Origin of the sequence: Vibrio mexicanus (genome assembly GCF_001012815.1) — a bacterium.
Lineage (GTDB): Bacteria > Pseudomonadota > Gammaproteobacteria > Enterobacterales > Vibrionaceae > Vibrio > Vibrio mexicanus.
This window is the reverse complement of sequence record NZ_JYJP01000021.1, coordinates 16,627-31,861: the sequence shown is the minus strand read 5'-3', so window position 1 is coordinate 31,861 and position 15,235 is coordinate 16,627. Positions and strand designations below refer to the sequence as shown.

Annotated in this window: 9 protein-coding genes and 3 pseudogenes; 7 read left to right on the top strand and 5 right to left on the bottom strand. The window is 45.9% G+C overall.

Annotation, left to right across the window (positions count from 1 at the left end):
• The first annotated feature begins 272 nt into the window (after positions 1-272).
• The 3 genes from UA76_RS03835 to glgB all read left to right on the top strand — a co-directional run bounded on the left by UA76_RS03835 (position 273) and on the right by glgB (position 7,383).
• Positions 273-2,726 (top strand): glycogen/starch/alpha-glucan phosphorylase, encoded by a 2,454-nt coding sequence (locus UA76_RS03835; RefSeq protein ID WP_047043238.1) that lies wholly within the window; start codon positions 273-275, stop codon positions 2,724-2,726.
• A gap of 102 nt (positions 2,727-2,828) precedes the next feature.
• Positions 2,829-5,009: a 4-alpha-glucanotransferase gene (gene malQ, locus UA76_RS03830; protein WP_047043237.1), complete on the top strand. Its 2,181-nt coding sequence runs from the start codon at positions 2,829-2,831 to the stop codon at positions 5,007-5,009.
• Positions 5,010-5,199: 190 nt separating this feature from the next.
• The gene (gene glgB / locus UA76_RS03825) at positions 5,200-7,383 is read left to right on the top strand and encodes a 1,4-alpha-glucan branching protein GlgB (protein WP_047043235.1); all 2,184 of its coding nucleotides are present in this window, start codon (positions 5,200-5,202) and stop codon (positions 7,381-7,383) included.
• Between the two features lie 80 nt (positions 7,384-7,463).
• Here the strand turns inward: glgB and UA76_RS03820 are convergent, their stop codons facing one another.
• Positions 7,464-7,931 carry a GNAT family N-acetyltransferase gene (locus UA76_RS03820; RefSeq protein WP_047043233.1) on the bottom strand — a complete coding sequence of 156 codons (468 nt, stop codon included), beginning with the start codon at positions 7,929-7,931 and terminating at the stop codon, positions 7,464-7,466.
• A gap of 18 nt (positions 7,932-7,949) precedes the next feature.
• Positions 7,950-8,212, bottom strand: a pseudogene (locus tag UA76_RS03815) (heavy metal-binding domain-containing protein).
• Between the two features lie 521 nt (positions 8,213-8,733).
• On the opposite strand from UA76_RS03815, the gene UA76_RS24385 reads away from it, so the two are divergent.
• Both UA76_RS24385 and UA76_RS25570 read left to right on the top strand, forming a co-directional pair.
• Entirely contained in the window at positions 8,734-9,480 is a 747-nt protein-coding gene (locus tag UA76_RS24385) for a PAS domain-containing protein (RefSeq protein ID WP_238322169.1), read from the top strand.
• Positions 9,362-10,128 (top strand): annotated as a pseudogene (locus UA76_RS25570) (sensor domain-containing diguanylate cyclase). The gene UA76_RS24385 and the pseudogene UA76_RS25570 overlap by 119 nt, the downstream one beginning before the upstream one ends.
• A 366-nt stretch (positions 10,129-10,494) precedes the next feature.
• Here UA76_RS25570 and UA76_RS03805 read toward each other — a convergent pair.
• Together UA76_RS03805 and ohr are read right to left on the bottom strand one after the other, a co-directional pair.
• Positions 10,495-11,424, bottom strand: a complete 930-nt coding sequence (locus tag UA76_RS03805; protein ID WP_047043231.1) for an NADP-dependent oxidoreductase — start codon at positions 11,422-11,424, stop codon at positions 10,495-10,497.
• A gap of 35 nt (positions 11,425-11,459) precedes the next feature.
• Positions 11,460-11,881, bottom strand: a pseudogene (gene ohr / locus UA76_RS03800) (organic hydroperoxide reductase Ohr).
• 140 nt (positions 11,882-12,021) lie between these two features.
• Between ohr and ohrR the strand changes: the two are divergent.
• Positions 12,022-12,459, top strand: a complete 438-nt coding sequence (gene ohrR, locus UA76_RS03795; protein WP_047043230.1) for a transcriptional regulator OhrR — start codon at positions 12,022-12,024, stop codon at positions 12,457-12,459.
• A gap of 80 nt (positions 12,460-12,539) precedes the next feature.
• Here the strand turns inward: ohrR and UA76_RS03790 are convergent, their stop codons facing one another.
• Positions 12,540-12,815: a hypothetical protein gene (locus tag UA76_RS03790; RefSeq protein WP_157617555.1), complete on the bottom strand. Its 276-nt coding sequence runs from the start codon at positions 12,813-12,815 to the stop codon at positions 12,540-12,542.
• Between the two features lie 270 nt (positions 12,816-13,085).
• Here UA76_RS03790 and UA76_RS03785 point away from each other — a divergent pair, with 270 nt between their 5' ends.
• On the top strand, positions 13,086-15,068 hold the full coding sequence (locus tag UA76_RS03785; protein ID WP_047043225.1) for a metallophosphoesterase family protein: 1,983 nt from the start codon (positions 13,086-13,088) through the stop codon (positions 15,066-15,068).
• Positions 15,069-15,235: the final 167 nt, after the last annotated feature.

Genomic DNA, 15,235 nt, shown 5'->3' with positions numbered 1-15,235 from the left:
ATGCATATTTGTTCATCAGCAGTTTTTATTAACACAGAAGTTTCATACACCGTTGGTAGGGTAAATTCCGCGGTGGTGTGATCTTTCTCACTCGTCTTAATGGCGTCAGCCCAAGTTAATGAGAGTTTGATCACGAGGTTGTTTTGTTCCCACCCTCTACGCCCTGAGCTCTACTCCTACTCCTCCACCTTGGTGGGAGGATGTTTTGAATACAGTGCCAATGCAGGATATGGCTTAGACAGATTAAAACGAAAAACAAGTGAGATTTCGAAATGAAACCTACGCAGCAAAAAGCTTTTGACAAAGTGTCGTTCCAAAACAGTGTGAAGAAACATCTCTCTGCTACCTACGCAACAACCGTTGAAACAGCAGGAAGCCGTGCATGGTACCTAGCAATGGGCCGCGCACTTGCAGAAATCACGACTTTCGATCTCCTTGCAACAGAGCAAGATGAGAAGATCAAAAACGCAAAAAGCGTTAACTACCTATCTTTAGAATTCCTAATTGGTCGTCTTACTGGTAACAACCTAATCAGCCTAGGTTTGTACGAGCAAATTACAGAAGCGATGGAAGAGTTGGGTCAAAACCTAACTGACCTTCTTGAAGAAGAGCGTGACCCATCACTGGGTAACGGTGGTCTTGGCCGTTTAGCCGCTTGTTTCATGGATTCATGTGCAGCGCAAGAATTCCCAACGGTAGGTTATGGCCTACACTACGAGTATGGCCTATTCAAACAGTCATTCAAAGATGGTCGTCAGCAAGAGGCACCAGATGCATGGCGCTGTGTTGAAGGTTACCCTTGGGAAGTAGCTCGCCCTGAGCTTGCACAAGAAATCGGTTTCTACGGAAAAGTTGAAGTGGAATACGTGAACGGTAAAGAAGTTCGCAAATGGGTTCCGGGTATGACGGTTAAAGCCATGCCTTGGGATCTTCCAATCGTAGGTTACGAATCAGACACCGTTTATCCGCTACGCCTATGGGAATGTCAGGCAATCGCACCATTCTCACTAGAGAGCTTCAACAACGGTGATTACTTCGAAGCACAGCACGCCCTTATCGATGCCGGTAACATCACCAAAGTACTATACCCGAACGACAACCACGAGAAAGGTAAGACTCTTCGACTAATGCAGCAGTACTTCCACTCTGCAGCGTCGGTTCGCGATATTCTTCGTCGTCACGAAGCGGCTGGTTTCGCACTCGCGGATCTGCCTAAGCAAGAGACAATCCAGCTTAACGATACGCACCCAACCATCGCTATTCCTGAACTGATGCGCATTCTAATCGATGAGAAAAACCTATCTTGGGATAAAGCGTGGGAAATCAGTGCAAACACGTTCGCATACACGAACCACACACTACTTCCAGAAGCACTAGAGACATGGCCAGAGTCGCTAATTCAGCGTCTACTTCCACGTCATATGGAAATTATCTTTGAAATCAACCACCGCTTCCTACAAGAAGTTCGTAAAATGTGGCCGGGTGACGGTGAGAAGCAAGCTAAGCTTTCTATCATCCAAGAAGGTTTCAACCGCATGGTTCGCATGGCTAACCTATGTGTTATCGGTTCATACGCCGTTAACGGTGTAGCCGCACTTCACTCACAACTCGTGAAAACAGACCTGTTCCCTGAGTTCCACGAGATGTACCCAACTCGTCTACACAACGTAACGAACGGTATCACGCCACGTCGTTGGTTGAAGTTCTGTAACCCAGGTCTTTCTAAGCTGATCACTGAAAAAGTGGGCCCAGAATGGCCTGCGAAACTAGAGCAGCTAGAAGGCATTTCTCAATACGCGACAGATGCGAAATTCCAAAAAGAATTCATGGCGGTTAAGAAAGAAAACAAACAGCGCCTTGCTGATTGGGTTCAAGAGAACATGGGTATTGAGTTAGACACGAATGCCATCTTTGATGTGATGATCAAGCGTTTACACGAGTACAAGCGTCAGCAACTAGATTTGCTACACGTACTGTCTCTATACCACCGCCTATTAAATGACCCAACATTTGATATGGCTCCACGCGTTGTCTTCTTCGGCTCTAAAGCTGCACCAGGTTACCACCTAGCGAAAGAGATCATCTTTGCGATTAACAAGGTTGCTGAAAAAGTAAACAACGATCCACGCCTAGGCGGTAAGCTGAAAGTGGTATTCATCCCTGATTACCGTGTAAGCATGGCTGAAATGTTGATTCCAGCCGCTGACGTTTCTCAGCAAATCTCTATGGCAGGTAAAGAAGCATCAGGTACAGGTAACATGAAGATGGCTCTTAACGGCGCGTTGACTATCGGTACGATGGACGGTGCGAACGTTGAGATCCGTGAAGAAGTAGGTGATGAAAACATCTACATCTTCGGCCTAGACGTTGAAGGTGTAAAACGCACGCAAGCGGCAGGTTACAACCCATACGACTACTACCACGCAGACCCACTACTAAAAGCATCTTTAGACCTACTAATTGGTGAAGAATTCACACCAGGTCAACCGGGCCTACTGCGTGCAACGTTCGACAGCCTACTAGACGGCGGTGACCCATACCTATGTCTAGCAGACTTTGCCTCTTACGTGAAAGCGCATGAAGACATGGATGCTCAATACCGCGACCAAGCGGGATGGGCGAAGAAAGCCATTCTGAACACCGCCTTAGTCGGTAAGTTCAGTTCCGACCGTAGTATTCGAGACTACGTGAACAACATTTGGAAACTAGAAGCGGTAAATCGCTAAGTTTCGCAAAGAGCCAAGGTGACTGTTCACCTTGGCTCAGTCGATTTTGACAACAGAAAAACCCTACCTAAAAGAAGGTTAAGCAGTCCTTCGGAGAGAGCGATGAAAGAACAAAGCGTACTAAAACAAGTCGCCGATATGGCAAGAATTGCCGATAGCTATGTAAGTGCATGGGGAGATGAAGCGAAAGTCGAAGAAGAGACTATTCGCTCACTATTAACTTCGCTTGGCTACGACACCAAAAATGACGAAACTTTGCTGAAATCAGCAGAGAAGATGCACAAGAAAGATGTACTGGATCCGGTATTAGTCATCCACCAAGACAAGCCTGTTGAAGTGGCACTAAACCTTGGCGTAAGTGCTCGTGAAAGTGAGTTTAGCTGGCGTTTAGAGACAGAGCAGGGAGACGTACTTGAAGGTTATCTTCAATCTCAAATCGTTCGTGATGAGCGTGCAGAGGGTGGCCCTTTAGTATTTGAGTTGCCGAAAAATCTTGAGCTTGGTTACCACAAGCTATACATCATACGTAAGCGCCGTAAAGCGCCATACGAAATGACTCTGATCGTCACGCCTAAGTCTTGTTACAAGCAGCCTAAGATTGAGCAAGGCAAGAAGATGTGGGGCCCGAGTGTTCAGCTTTATACGCTTCGTACGCAGCACAACTGGGGTATAGGTGATTTTGGCGATCTAAAACAGTTAGTCGCGGATATCGCATCTCGCGGCGGTGACTTTGTGGGCTTGAACCCAATTCACTCACTTTTCCCAACTAACCCAGAAGGCGCAAGCCCGTACAGCCCGTCTTCTCGTCGTTGGTTGAACATTCTTTACATTGATGTGAGCTCAGTGTCTGAGTTCTCGTTGAGCGCAAAAGCGCAGCAAATGGTTGGCAGTGCAGAATTCCAACAGCGTCTGCAAAAAGCGCGTGATGCACATTGGGTTAACTACACTGAAGTCGCTAGCCTAAAAATGAGCGTACTACCGCTGTTATTTGACGAGTTTAAAGCGCGCCATCTTGATAAAAATAGCGAACGCGCTCAGCGCTTCTTGGCGTTTGTTGAGCAAGGCGGTGATAGCCTATTGCATCAAGCCACCTTCGATGCGCTGCATGCAGAACTGCACGCAAAAGACGATTCGGTTTGGGGCTGGCCTGTTTTCCCAGAAGAGTTCCGCCGTTTCGAAGACAAAGCGGTTCAGCAGTTTATTAAGCAGAACCAAGACAAAGTTCACCTGTACATGTACCTACAGTGGGTAGCAGACAACCAGATCAACGAGGCGCAAGCTTTGGCTGAAGAGAAAGGTATGTCGGTTGGCCTATACCGTGACCTTGCAGTCGGTGTTGCTGATTCAGGCTCTGAAACTTGGGCGGATGAAGGCAACCTAGTACTGGATGCAAGTATCGGTGCTCCACCAGATATTCTCGGTCCACTGGGTCAAAACTGGGGTCTACCGCCACTTAACCCACAAGTACTGAAAGCGACTAGCTACGATGCTTACATCAAGCTACTTCGCGCCAATATGAAGCATTGTGGATCCCTGCGTATCGACCATGTATTGGGTCTACTTCGTCTTTGGTGGATTCCAAAAGGTGAAGACGCGACGAAAGGCGCTTACATCTACTACCCAGTTGAAGACATGCTGGCAATCTTAGCGCTTGAATCACACCGTCATCAGTGTTCGGTTATCGGTGAAGATTTAGGTACCGTGCCTGATGAAATCGTAGATATTCTTCGTGATGCTGGCGTGCATTCATACAAAGTTTTCTTCTTCGAAACATCGGAAGACGACGGCGGCTTTATCTCACCAAGCCATTACGCGCCTCAATCCATGGCGGCACTGTGTACTCACGATATGCCGACACTTCGCGGTTTCTGGCACTGTGATGATTTGAAGATGGGTAAAGAGATTGGCCTATACCCAGATCAAGAACAGTTGGATGGTCTATTCGATGACCGTTTACAGTGTAAACAGGGCATCCTTGATTCAGTAGCTTGGCACGGATTATTGCCAGAAGGTGTTGGCCGCGACGCAAGCATGGTTCCAATGGATTCATACTTGAGCGAAGCCCTTCAACTTCATGTTGCTGCGGGTGCTTCAACGCTGTTGAGCGTACAGTTAGAAGATTGGCTAGAGATGGATAAGCCAGTCAACATTCCAGGTACGGTGAATGAATACCCGAACTGGAGACGTAAACTGTCGATGAATTTGGATGAGATTTTCTCTCGCCCTGAGGTGAATAGAATCGCGGCTCGTTTGACTGAAGTGCGAGCGAAAGCTAGCCGTTAATTTTATGTTCGAGTAGCAAAAACTATCGTCTACGTCACTCAAACTAAATGCATAATACGGTACAGTATCCATGCTTTTATTAGCCCGCTATTTTAGCGGGCTTTTTTGCTAACACTAGGATACTTAAACTTAAAACCGTGTTGGTATATTTAAAGAACAAATTGGAAGTTAGGTTAGGGAGAGATACACCTTGGAAACCAAGATTAAAGACCAAAAGATCACGGCGTATAACCAACTTTCGCACGCTTCGTTTGCTGACCCTTTCTCATTTTTAGGCCCTTATGTTTCAGACAAAGAGTTGAGCCTACGAGTTTGGATGCCGGGTGCGGATCGCGTTGAGCTTGCGATTGCTGGGGAACCTCGAATTGAACTTGAGCGCGAAGGTGCCTCAGGTTTTGTATTACGTAGCGACAGAGATTTACGTTTTACACATTATCAGTTGGCAGTTGATTGGGCTGGCAACGAACAGCTTGTAGACGACCCATATCAGTATCATGCGCTGTATGCCGAGTATGATGCGTTGCACACGCCAAAAGAGATGTACCACCACTTAGGTGCTCAGTTTGTCACACTGGAGCGCGATGGAGAAACCATATCAGGTACGCGTTTTCTTGTTTACGCACCGCACGCATCAGCATGTAGCCTTGTCGGCGCTTTCAACAATTGGGACGGTCGCCGCTGCCCAATGCAACGTTTAGATTACGGTATTTGGGGCATTTTCGTTCCGAATCTACCAGAAGGTACTCAGTACAAGTTTGAACTCAAAGGTCCAAACGGTGAAGGCTTACCACACAAAGCAGACCCTTGGGGTTTCTATGCTGAGCAGCACCCTTCATTCGCCTCAGTGACTTACAATCACGATCGCTACCAATGGCAAGATAGCCAATGGCAATCAAGACCGGTAACGGAAAAACGCAAAGAAGCGCTGTCTTTCTACGAGCTGCATGCGGGTTCTTGGCGTCGCAACAAGCAAGGCGAATTTCTTAACTATCGCGAGCTTGCTGAGCAATTAGTACCATACCTAGTAGATATGGGTTACACCCACGTCGAGCTCATGCCTGTGTCTGAGCACCCGTTCTACGGCTCTTGGGGTTATCAGCCAGTAGGCCTGTTTGCGCCAACCAGTCGTTTTGGTTCGCCAGATGACTTTAAGTACTTCGTTGATGCTTGTCACCAAGCTGGCCTTGGCGTTGTGCTAGATTGGGTACCTGCACACTTCCCATCTGATGATCACGGTTTGGCAAACTTTGATGGTACGCCACTATTCCACGATCCAGATCCACGTCGTGGCTGGCACCAAGATTGGAACTCTTACATCTATGACATGGGGCGTGAGCACGTCCGCCGTTTCCTAGTCTCTAACGCGCTATATTGGTTTGAACAGTTCCACATTGACGGCATCCGCGTGGATGCGGTGGCTTCAATGCTTTATCTTGATTACTCGCGTAGCCACGACCAATGGATACCAAACATCGATGGTGGTAACGAGAACTACGATGCTATCGCAACATTGAAGTGGATGAACGAAGAAGTTTACAAACACTTCCCGAATGCGATGACGATTGCTGAAGAATCAACTGCGTTCCCAGGTGTTTCTGCGCCAACTTTCATGGGAGGCTTGGGCTTTGGCTTCAAGTGGAACATGGGTTGGATGCACGACAGCCTTTCGTACATTCAAGAAGATCCGATTCATCGTCAATACCATCACAACACCATTACCTTCCCGCTGGTTTACGCTCATAGCGAGAATTACGTGCTGTCGCTGTCGCACGATGAAGTGGTTTATGGAAAAGGCTCTATCCACAATAAGATGCCTGGTGATGAGTGGCAGCAAACGGCTAACTTACGTGCTTACCTGGGCTACATGTATGCACAGCCGGGCAAGAAGCTTAACTTCATGGGTGCAGAGTTTGGTCAAACCGCTGAATGGAACCACGATGATCAATTGCAATGGTTCTTGCTAGAGTTTGAACGTCACCAAGGCGTGCAAAACCTGACGCGTGATTTGAACAAGCTGTACCGTGATGAAAAAGCGCTATTTGAGCTTGATGCTGAGCCAAAAGGCTTCGAGTGGCGTTTACAAGATGCTGCGCAAGCGAGCATTTTGGCGCATGAGCGTATCAGCGAAGACGGTGAGCGTGTTCTTGTCGTAACGAACTTTACCCCAGTGCCACACGAAGCATTCCGCTTAGGTGTGCCATTTGAAGGACGTTATGAGTTACTACTTAACACGGATGACAAAGCCTACCATGGCAGTGAGTTTGAAGTGATTCGATCCGCGAAAACAGAGCAAGTTGAAAGTGAAGGGCTAGATCAGTCTTTAGCTCTGCGAATCCCGCCGTTAGCGACTGTGTTCTACAAGTTCGTAGGCTAAGCCTACAGAAAATGAAAAGCCCGCAGAGTTTCATTCTGCGGGCTTTTTCATTGGTAGCTGTTTCGTAAAATAGAAAAAGGCTAGTTGTACTTTTCCATGACGAAGTTGGTTAGCATCTGTCCGCGTATTTCGACTTTCTGCTCTTTGATTGTCTTAAAGCCAAAGTGCTCAAAGAAGGGGCGGGCGGTAATACTCACCTCTGAATAAAAACGTGTACGTCCTTGTTGTTTAGCCATCTCAAATACATGGTTCATCAATGCCCGGCCAACCCCTTCACCTTGGTGTTCATGGTGACAAAAGAAATGGTCAATTTTACCGTCGATTTGTAGGTCGCAATAACCTACTACTTCGTCGTTTATCTCGGCAACGAAAGGATCAATTGACAGCATCTTTTTCTGCCAAATTTCAAAATTGAAGTTGTCTGGAGCCCAGGCTTCTACTTCAACGAGGCTGTAGTCACGAATGTTGACAAAGCGGATCGTGTGATAGAAAAGTTTCCAAAGCGCAGGGGCATCAGAAGGTTGATATTTTCTTATTAGAATAGCCATAAAGCGTTTAGTCACACCTTAGTTTTTAATTAACTTAACTGCCGTACCGTAGGCCAGAATTTCCGAAGAGCCATCCATGATAGCGCTTGTCGTAAAGCGAATACCCACTATGGCATCTGCGTCAAGCTTTGCAGCTTCATCCACTAAGCGCGAAATAGAAGTATTACGAGCATCGGTAAGCATTTCGGTGTAACCCTTTAACTCACCCCCGACGATGCCTTTCAGGCCAGCATGATGTCTCTTCCGATATGTTTCGACTGAACTACGTTCCCTGTAACCACCCCTAGTATAGCGGTGATTTCATGGCCAGGTACGTTTTCTGTAGTAGTAAAGATCAAACCTTTTTCCTTCAATAGTTTAGCCAACAAGTCCCTAAGTGTAGGCCATTATGACCATCGTTGCTGTAAGACTTTTTACTGGTTTGTTGGACTTCAAATTTGCCCAGCAGTTCAGACAAAATTGAGATGAATTGTGTGCAGAATTTGCAGTGTGTAACAGGAATCTAAATTGTTACACCTTCAGAAAGCTGTATAGGGTTATTAGGGTAATGATTACAAATGTACTAGCAATTAATACGGATAGCTTTGACCGCTTTTTCTCATTTTTTGAATGGCACCACGACCTAGAGAGGTATTATCAGGATTGATTGAATCAAAGTGGATGATAATACCATGGTTTTTCTTCTTCCGACTTTTGTGCACCAGATCTATTAAGCGCAATTAGTAATGAATCAATAGCTGTCGAATCAGTGCGTTGTTCGCTAAAGTTACTATAGATTATGTGAATGAGTTTAAGGGTGAACATGTCGGCAAAGGAAGCCAATAGCCTCAACCAAGAAGAGCTTGCAGTATTGATCAGAAGTTTTGAATACATTGATCAGGCGGCGATTGTCGCGTCGTTGGATCGTAAAATTCTCGACTTGAATCAAAAAGGCCAAGATCTGTTTGGCTACTCTCCTTCTGAGTTAAAGGGTCAGAGTACGCAGATACTTTATGCTTATGCGAGCGACTATGAACGTTTAGGTAATACACGTTACAGGCCCGATTTCACTGACAATAAAGGGTCAACGACGGTAAAATACCGTGACAAAAATGGTCGCGAATTTTTCGGTTCGACCCACGGTGGGCCTTTGAAAGATGCCAGTGGCAAACCGATCGGTTTTGTCGCGTTAATTTCGGATGAGTCTGCGAGGCTGGCGGTCGAAGAGGCCTTGAACAAACTCCACACCATTACCTCTTCTCGTCACCTTAGTTTTGAAGATCGCGTGAAAGCGATTTTAAAGTTGGGCACAGAACTGTTCCACCTTCCGATTGGGATCTTTAGTCAAATAGAGGGTTCCAATTACGTTGTACAGCACGCTGTGCATCCAGAGGATGCACTCGAAGAAGGCATGGCTTTCGATTTGGAGGGAACCTACTGCTCGCATGTCTATGCGGCGAACGACGTACAAGGTTTTCCCCATGTTTCTCACAGTACCATTGCCACGCATCCATGCTTTATTAATTTTGGATTGGAAGCCTATCTACGCGCCTATTTTTGTCGATGGTGAGCGCTACGGAACCCTAAACTTTTCCAGCCCTAAGCCGTGTAGACCGTTTATTCGTCAAGACTACGAACTGGTTAAGTTGTTTGCCGAGTGGGTAGGGCATGAAGTGGCCAGAACGCGCGATATCCGCGCAATGGAAATTCTCACAGAGAAAATGAAAATCATGGCCAATACCGACGCGCTGACGGGATTAAATAACCGACGCTTCGTTGAGGAGGCGCTTCATCAGTTGGTTAAACGTGCCAATGACTCGGGTATGGCTTTGTCGGTAGCTCTGATTGATTTTGACCATTTTAAACTCATCAATGATACCTACGGTCATGCTATTGGGGATGATGTGTTGAAGTTGTTTGGCTCGATTGCACCAAAAGTGGGCCGAAAAATGGATCTCTATGGTCGGTGGGGGGCGAAGAGTTCCTAGTCGTGTTTCCTGAAACCGAACTTGAAGAAGCGCAAGCTGTTTTGAAGCGCCTAATGAGTAAATTGAAAGAAGCACAACTTCCAGATCCAGCAGAGCGATTAACGCTCACTGTCAGTATTGGGCTGGTTCAGTTTAAGCCAGGGGAGAGCGTTGGCGATATCTTAAACCGCGCTGATGACCTGTTATATGCTGCCAAACATGCTGGACGTGATCAGATATCGCACGATTGAATTAAGCCAAACCTCACCTAGGTTACTAATTGTTAACTACTTGAAACGCCAAGCTTCTCTGTCTACATTGAAGGTTCGTGTGCATTGATGGTTAGTACGTTGCTCATTAAGATTCCTTTTTAAACGTTTATCAAGATGACGCAGGCCTATCTGCGGTACCTATGGCGCTTATAGATAATAAGTGCAATTAGTTAACTTTTAGTAACTACTGTATTTTGTGGCTAATGTACGGTTTTTAATATGAGTTATTTTTAGCTTTTTGTTCTACCTACATTGATCATAGGAAAAGGCTAAAAGATACAATATAAACGCCCAACTTGTATGTTGGGCGCTAATGAGGAATGGCGCTATTAAGAAGTATTGCTCTTAACTCACATCAACAATGATCTTGCCACGTGTACGGCCTGATTGGCTTTGCTCATGTGCTTCTACAATCTTTTCGAGTGGGAAGCGATGTTCAATGACAGGACGCAGTTGATCCGATTCCACCAACGCGTTTAGTTCACCAAGAATACGGGCACTTGGCTCGATGAATACGAATGCTGCACGAACATTGTGTTCCTTCGTGATTTCTTCGCTTGGCGGCTCTACCACGGAAACGAGCATGCCATTTGTGTTGAGCAATGCCCAAGATGATTTTTGTACTTCGCCGCCCATGGTGTCGAGTACGACATCCACCTTTTCGATTTGCTCACTCAAAGCACCTTGCGTGTAATCAATCGTTTCATCTGCACCTAACTCTTTCAATAGTGGCAAGTTAGCCGTTGAAGCCGTAGCAATCACGGTTGCGCCCTTCGCTTTCGCAATTTGAATCGCTAGGTGACCGACGCCGCCAGCCCCCGCGTGAACCAATACACGCTGACCAGCTTGAATGTCGGCTACATCAACCAAACACTGCCAAGCCGTAATGCCTGCAAGTGGCAGGGCTGCGGCTTGTGCGAAATCGAGTTTAGGCGACTTGAGTACAGCTTCGTCTGCTTTTATCGCAATAAAGTCGGCGTAGCTACCATCGCGAGCGATGTTTGGTCGGCTAAACACTTCATCACCAATAGCAAAACCTGTCACCTTTGCACCGACTTCGGTGACAATGCCCGCTACATCCCAACCTAATGTCACTGGTAGTGAATAAGGGATGAACTCTTTTAAGTAACCTTCACGGATCTTCCAATCCACTGGGTTGATGGCCGCTGACTTTACTTGGATCAAAATGTCGTCGTCGTTGAGCTGTGGTTTTTCAATTTGCTCAAGTTTCAGAGTCTCGGTGCCACCGTATTGGTGAATTCGTACTGCGCGCATGACGTATCCTTATGATTTCTTGTATTTGTTATTAATTACAGCGCTTGGCCGTTTACCGACAGAGCGACATCAATGTTGCCACGCACTGCGTTTGAATATGGGCAAACTTGGTGTGCGGTTTTCACCAATGTTTCTGCCTGTTCTTGCTCTAGGTCTAGCTCTACTGCTAGGGCTACCGTCAAGGCAAAGCCCCTTGCTCGTTCGGGCCAATACCCACTGTTGCTTTGGTTGGTGCAGAAGCGAGCTTGATCTTCATCTCTTTCGCAACGTGCAATAGCGCATTAGAAAAACAGGCAGAGTAGCCAGCTGCAAAAAGCTGTTCTGGGTTGGTCGCTTCGCCAGAACCGCCCATCTCTTTAGGGTAGCTGAGTGCAACTGAAAGTAGGTTGTCGTCAGTTGAAACTTGACCATTGCGGCCTGCTGTTGCAGTTGCAGAAGTTGTGTAAAGTGTTGCCATGATGCTCTTCCTTCATTTAATCGATATTAAAGTTGTACAAAATTATATTGCACACAACTTAATTTTGAAATGAGCATAATTGATAAATTTAAAGTGTGCAAGTATATTGTGCACAATGTAATTTGAAGTGTAGGTTTAAGATGAGTGAGCAAGACGAGTATTTGAAGTTGGATAATCAGGTCTGCTTTGCGTTATACAGCGCATCGAATGCGATGAGCCGCGCGTATCAACCCCTGTTGAAAGCGCTTGATCTCACCTACCTGCAATACATCGTGATGATGGTGCTATGGGAGCACAAAGAGATCAACGTAAAGACTCTGGGGCAGAAAACCCACTTGGATTCGGGCACGCTGACGCCAATGCTCAAGCGAATGGAGGCTAAAGGTTATGTACTGCGAACGCGCAGTGCAGAAGATGAGCGAGTTCGGGTGATCACTCTAACTGATGAAGGTATGGCACTAAAAGAGCAAGCTCAACATGTTCCTATGGATATGTTCTGTTTGTCAAAGATGAGTGAAGGTGAGCTCATTCATCTCAAAGCGCAATGCGAGCAGTTGTTGGATAACCTAAAAAGTTAATCTCTAGGAATAATCTAAAATAAGGCAGATAAAATCATCTGCCTTATTTATATTATTTCATTAATAATAACTATTTATAATTATATTTTTGGTGGTTCTGAGTTAAATGGCCTTCTGGCTTCATATCCATTCATAAATAAACATTTATGAGTAAACGCAGATTTAAGCATTGAAGGATATATATCTTCATCGTATCTTTTTTCTGCTCTTGATATAAAGTGATTATATTGAGATTGATTATATTCGATAATATTTTTCTTTAGGTCCTCCGGCACACTGTATTCGACAGTGAGCTCTTCAAACCTATCCTTATGGGTGTTATACCTTTCGTGGCCTAGATACTTAGCAGCAACCATGCACATCGCCTCTTCATTCAGTTCGTACACTGCTCTTTCTGGGCTGATATATTGTGCCTGTGAATAAAGAGGGGTTATTAATGCCCTATAATTGTTAGTGATTTAATGATAAGTTTCATCGATGTTTAAAGGGTTTATTTAAAGGTTTGTTGGATGGTATTTTTAATTTATTAAAGTTTTATTAATTTCTAATTTATTATTTAGTTAATTATTTTGTAATAATTGGAATGTAGTTTTCTCAGCCGATTAAAACATAATTGGTTGTGAGTAATGATAAAAAACAAACTAAAAACAGCGGTGGCTTTAGGCATCATCGCAAGCTTGAGTGCTTGTAAAAACTCAAGTGATGATTCTTCACGTAAAGACGACATTGAATTAGTGCCGGGCTCAGTAAAGCTAGGTCTTTTGCCAGATACGCAAGGTGGCGGCTGGAATGTCGCGGTGCACCCAATGGAAGCTGCACTGGCTAAGCAGCAGGAAGAAGGAGTGAATGTTGTTATTCCAGTGGGGGATTTAACGGATAACGGTTCAACGCACGAGTGGGAACAATGGGTAGGCGTAGCAACCAAATATCGTGAAGCAGGCATGGAATTCTTACCCGTGATGGGGAACCATGAGACGAGTTGGGCTTACACAGTGGAGTGGATTGAAAATATGCGCCACTTCATTCCAGAAGACGCGATCCATATGCCAAGTGCGGAATGGCTGAACTACTACATCATCCGTGAAAACGTGTTGATGATTGGCTTGGCATACTACAATTTACCGATCGCGTTTGGCTGGATTCAAGAAGTACTGGCTGACAATGAAGGTAAGTTTGATCACGTAGTAATCGCCAGTCACGACGGCTTAGTCGGCGCGAAATATGGTGAAACACGTGAGCAGATCGTAGAGGGTGAGAAGGATGATAATCGCCTGTTTGATATCCACAAAGAGATCCGTGAAACCTTTGCCGAGCACGATGTCATCTGGGTGCAAGGCCACGAGCATATGTATCAGCGTTCCCAGATCCATGCGCGCGTTTACGGCTCGAACGATCCTGGTGGCCGTTCAAGTGTTGATACTTTGGCGTCAACGCCAAGTGGTGGTAACTACCGCATGCCATCTTACACGCAAATCATCTCTGGTAACGCCTCTTACAAGGGGTATGAGTACCGTTACGGTGAGCGCGAACTGATTCAAGATGTGGTTCTACATAAGATGGACACCATGAAGGAAGGCTCTGAGCATTACGATGTTAACGCTCCAGTGCTATCTTTCACAGGAGACCGAGTTGATTACTTCGCTTATTCAGCGCCACATACGATTGAGCGCAACGAAGATGGCCCGAAAGAGCTAGCAAACCCGCAATGGACGTTAATGGATACCTTTAGCCGGACACTGGATCGTTGTGAAGTGTTGATTTACCCGAACTCAATTCCTGAGGGGCAACGTCCTATCTTAAACCATATTGTTGAGTACAAGACGGCAGATTGTCAGAGCTTCGATGGTGGTTCGGCGAAACTGGTTGGCGGTACAAACAATACCTTTAACCGCGTTGATACCACACAGCGAACACTAAGCTTCCACGAAGGCTTTAAGCGCGCAGAGTCTATGAACGACTTGCAGCGTTTGGCTTACCGCTTCCTGTTTACGAAAAACCAAGGTTGGGATCCAAACCTGAACGCGCAGAATCGTATTATTGAAGGTGACAATGGTTTTGATGGCACTGGTGCAAGGCAGGGTAATGTGGTTGTTCCAGCTACGACGATCGACATGAAGAAACACGTGACGTTAAGCTGGCAGAAAGCGGATCGAAATACAGAATCCGATCGCTTAATTGTTAGCGGGATGCAAGTGCATGGTGGCGTATACCAAAGTGCTTATGGTGCGACAAAGGATCTCACAACGGATGTTGGTCTAGATGGCTCTCAACCTGATGGGACGGCAAAGCAGCCGCATCCACTGCCACCTACAGCAACTCAAAACTGGAACGTAGAAGAGATCGTCGGTGACCGCTATGGCATTCAGTTTACGGCTAATACTAATATTGATGCAGACAAAGTCGCACTAGGCATGCTTGTAGATGGTTCTTGGGAGATGGTGGCACCAATAGATTGTGTCATTGATAGCTCTTGGCAAGAGAGTTTCTTGGATCTGCAACCGCAAGCGGGCTGTGAAGACTACCCTATGGTGGGTTACGACAACCAGTATGGTAATCGTTGGTGGATGATTGCTGATCGCGACGTAGAAATTGCGCTAATCAGACGATAACGAGCCGAGATAACGATTTAAGATAAAGCGCTAACATTTTAGCGCTTTTTTTGATCTCAAATTTTGAACAATTGGCATCGGTCGCTCACTATTAAAGTAGTCGCTAATATAATTTTATAGGCGGAGTCTCGGGGTCTTTACGACGTTAAATCAAAGGACAAAAGGTT

What these genes read in the sequence shown, in the direction of transcription:
- UA76_RS03835 (WP_047043238.1), top strand. Translation starts at nt 273, where the DNA reads ATGAAACCTACGCAGCAAAAAGCTTTTGACAAAGTGTCGTTCCAAAAC.
- malQ (WP_047043237.1), top strand. Translation starts at nt 2,829, where the DNA reads ATGAAAGAACAAAGCGTACTAAAACAAGTCGCCGATATGGCAAGAATT.
- UA76_RS03820 (WP_047043233.1), bottom strand. Translation starts at nt 7,931, where the DNA reads ATGGCTATTCTAATAAGAAAATATCAACCTTCTGATGCCCCTGCGCTT.
- UA76_RS24385 (WP_238322169.1), top strand. Translation starts at nt 8,734, where the DNA reads ATGTCGGCAAAGGAAGCCAATAGCCTCAACCAAGAAGAGCTTGCAGTA.
- UA76_RS03805 (WP_047043231.1), bottom strand. Translation starts at nt 11,424, where the DNA reads ATGCGCGCAGTACGAATTCACCAATACGGTGGCACCGAGACTCTGAAA.
- ohrR (WP_047043230.1), top strand. Translation starts at nt 12,022, where the DNA reads ATGAGTGAGCAAGACGAGTATTTGAAGTTGGATAATCAGGTCTGCTTT.
- UA76_RS03790 (WP_157617555.1), bottom strand. Translation starts at nt 12,815, where the DNA reads ATGGTTGCTGCTAAGTATCTAGGCCACGAAAGGTATAACACCCATAAG.
- UA76_RS03785 (WP_047043225.1), top strand. Translation starts at nt 13,086, where the DNA reads ATGATAAAAAACAAACTAAAAACAGCGGTGGCTTTAGGCATCATCGCA.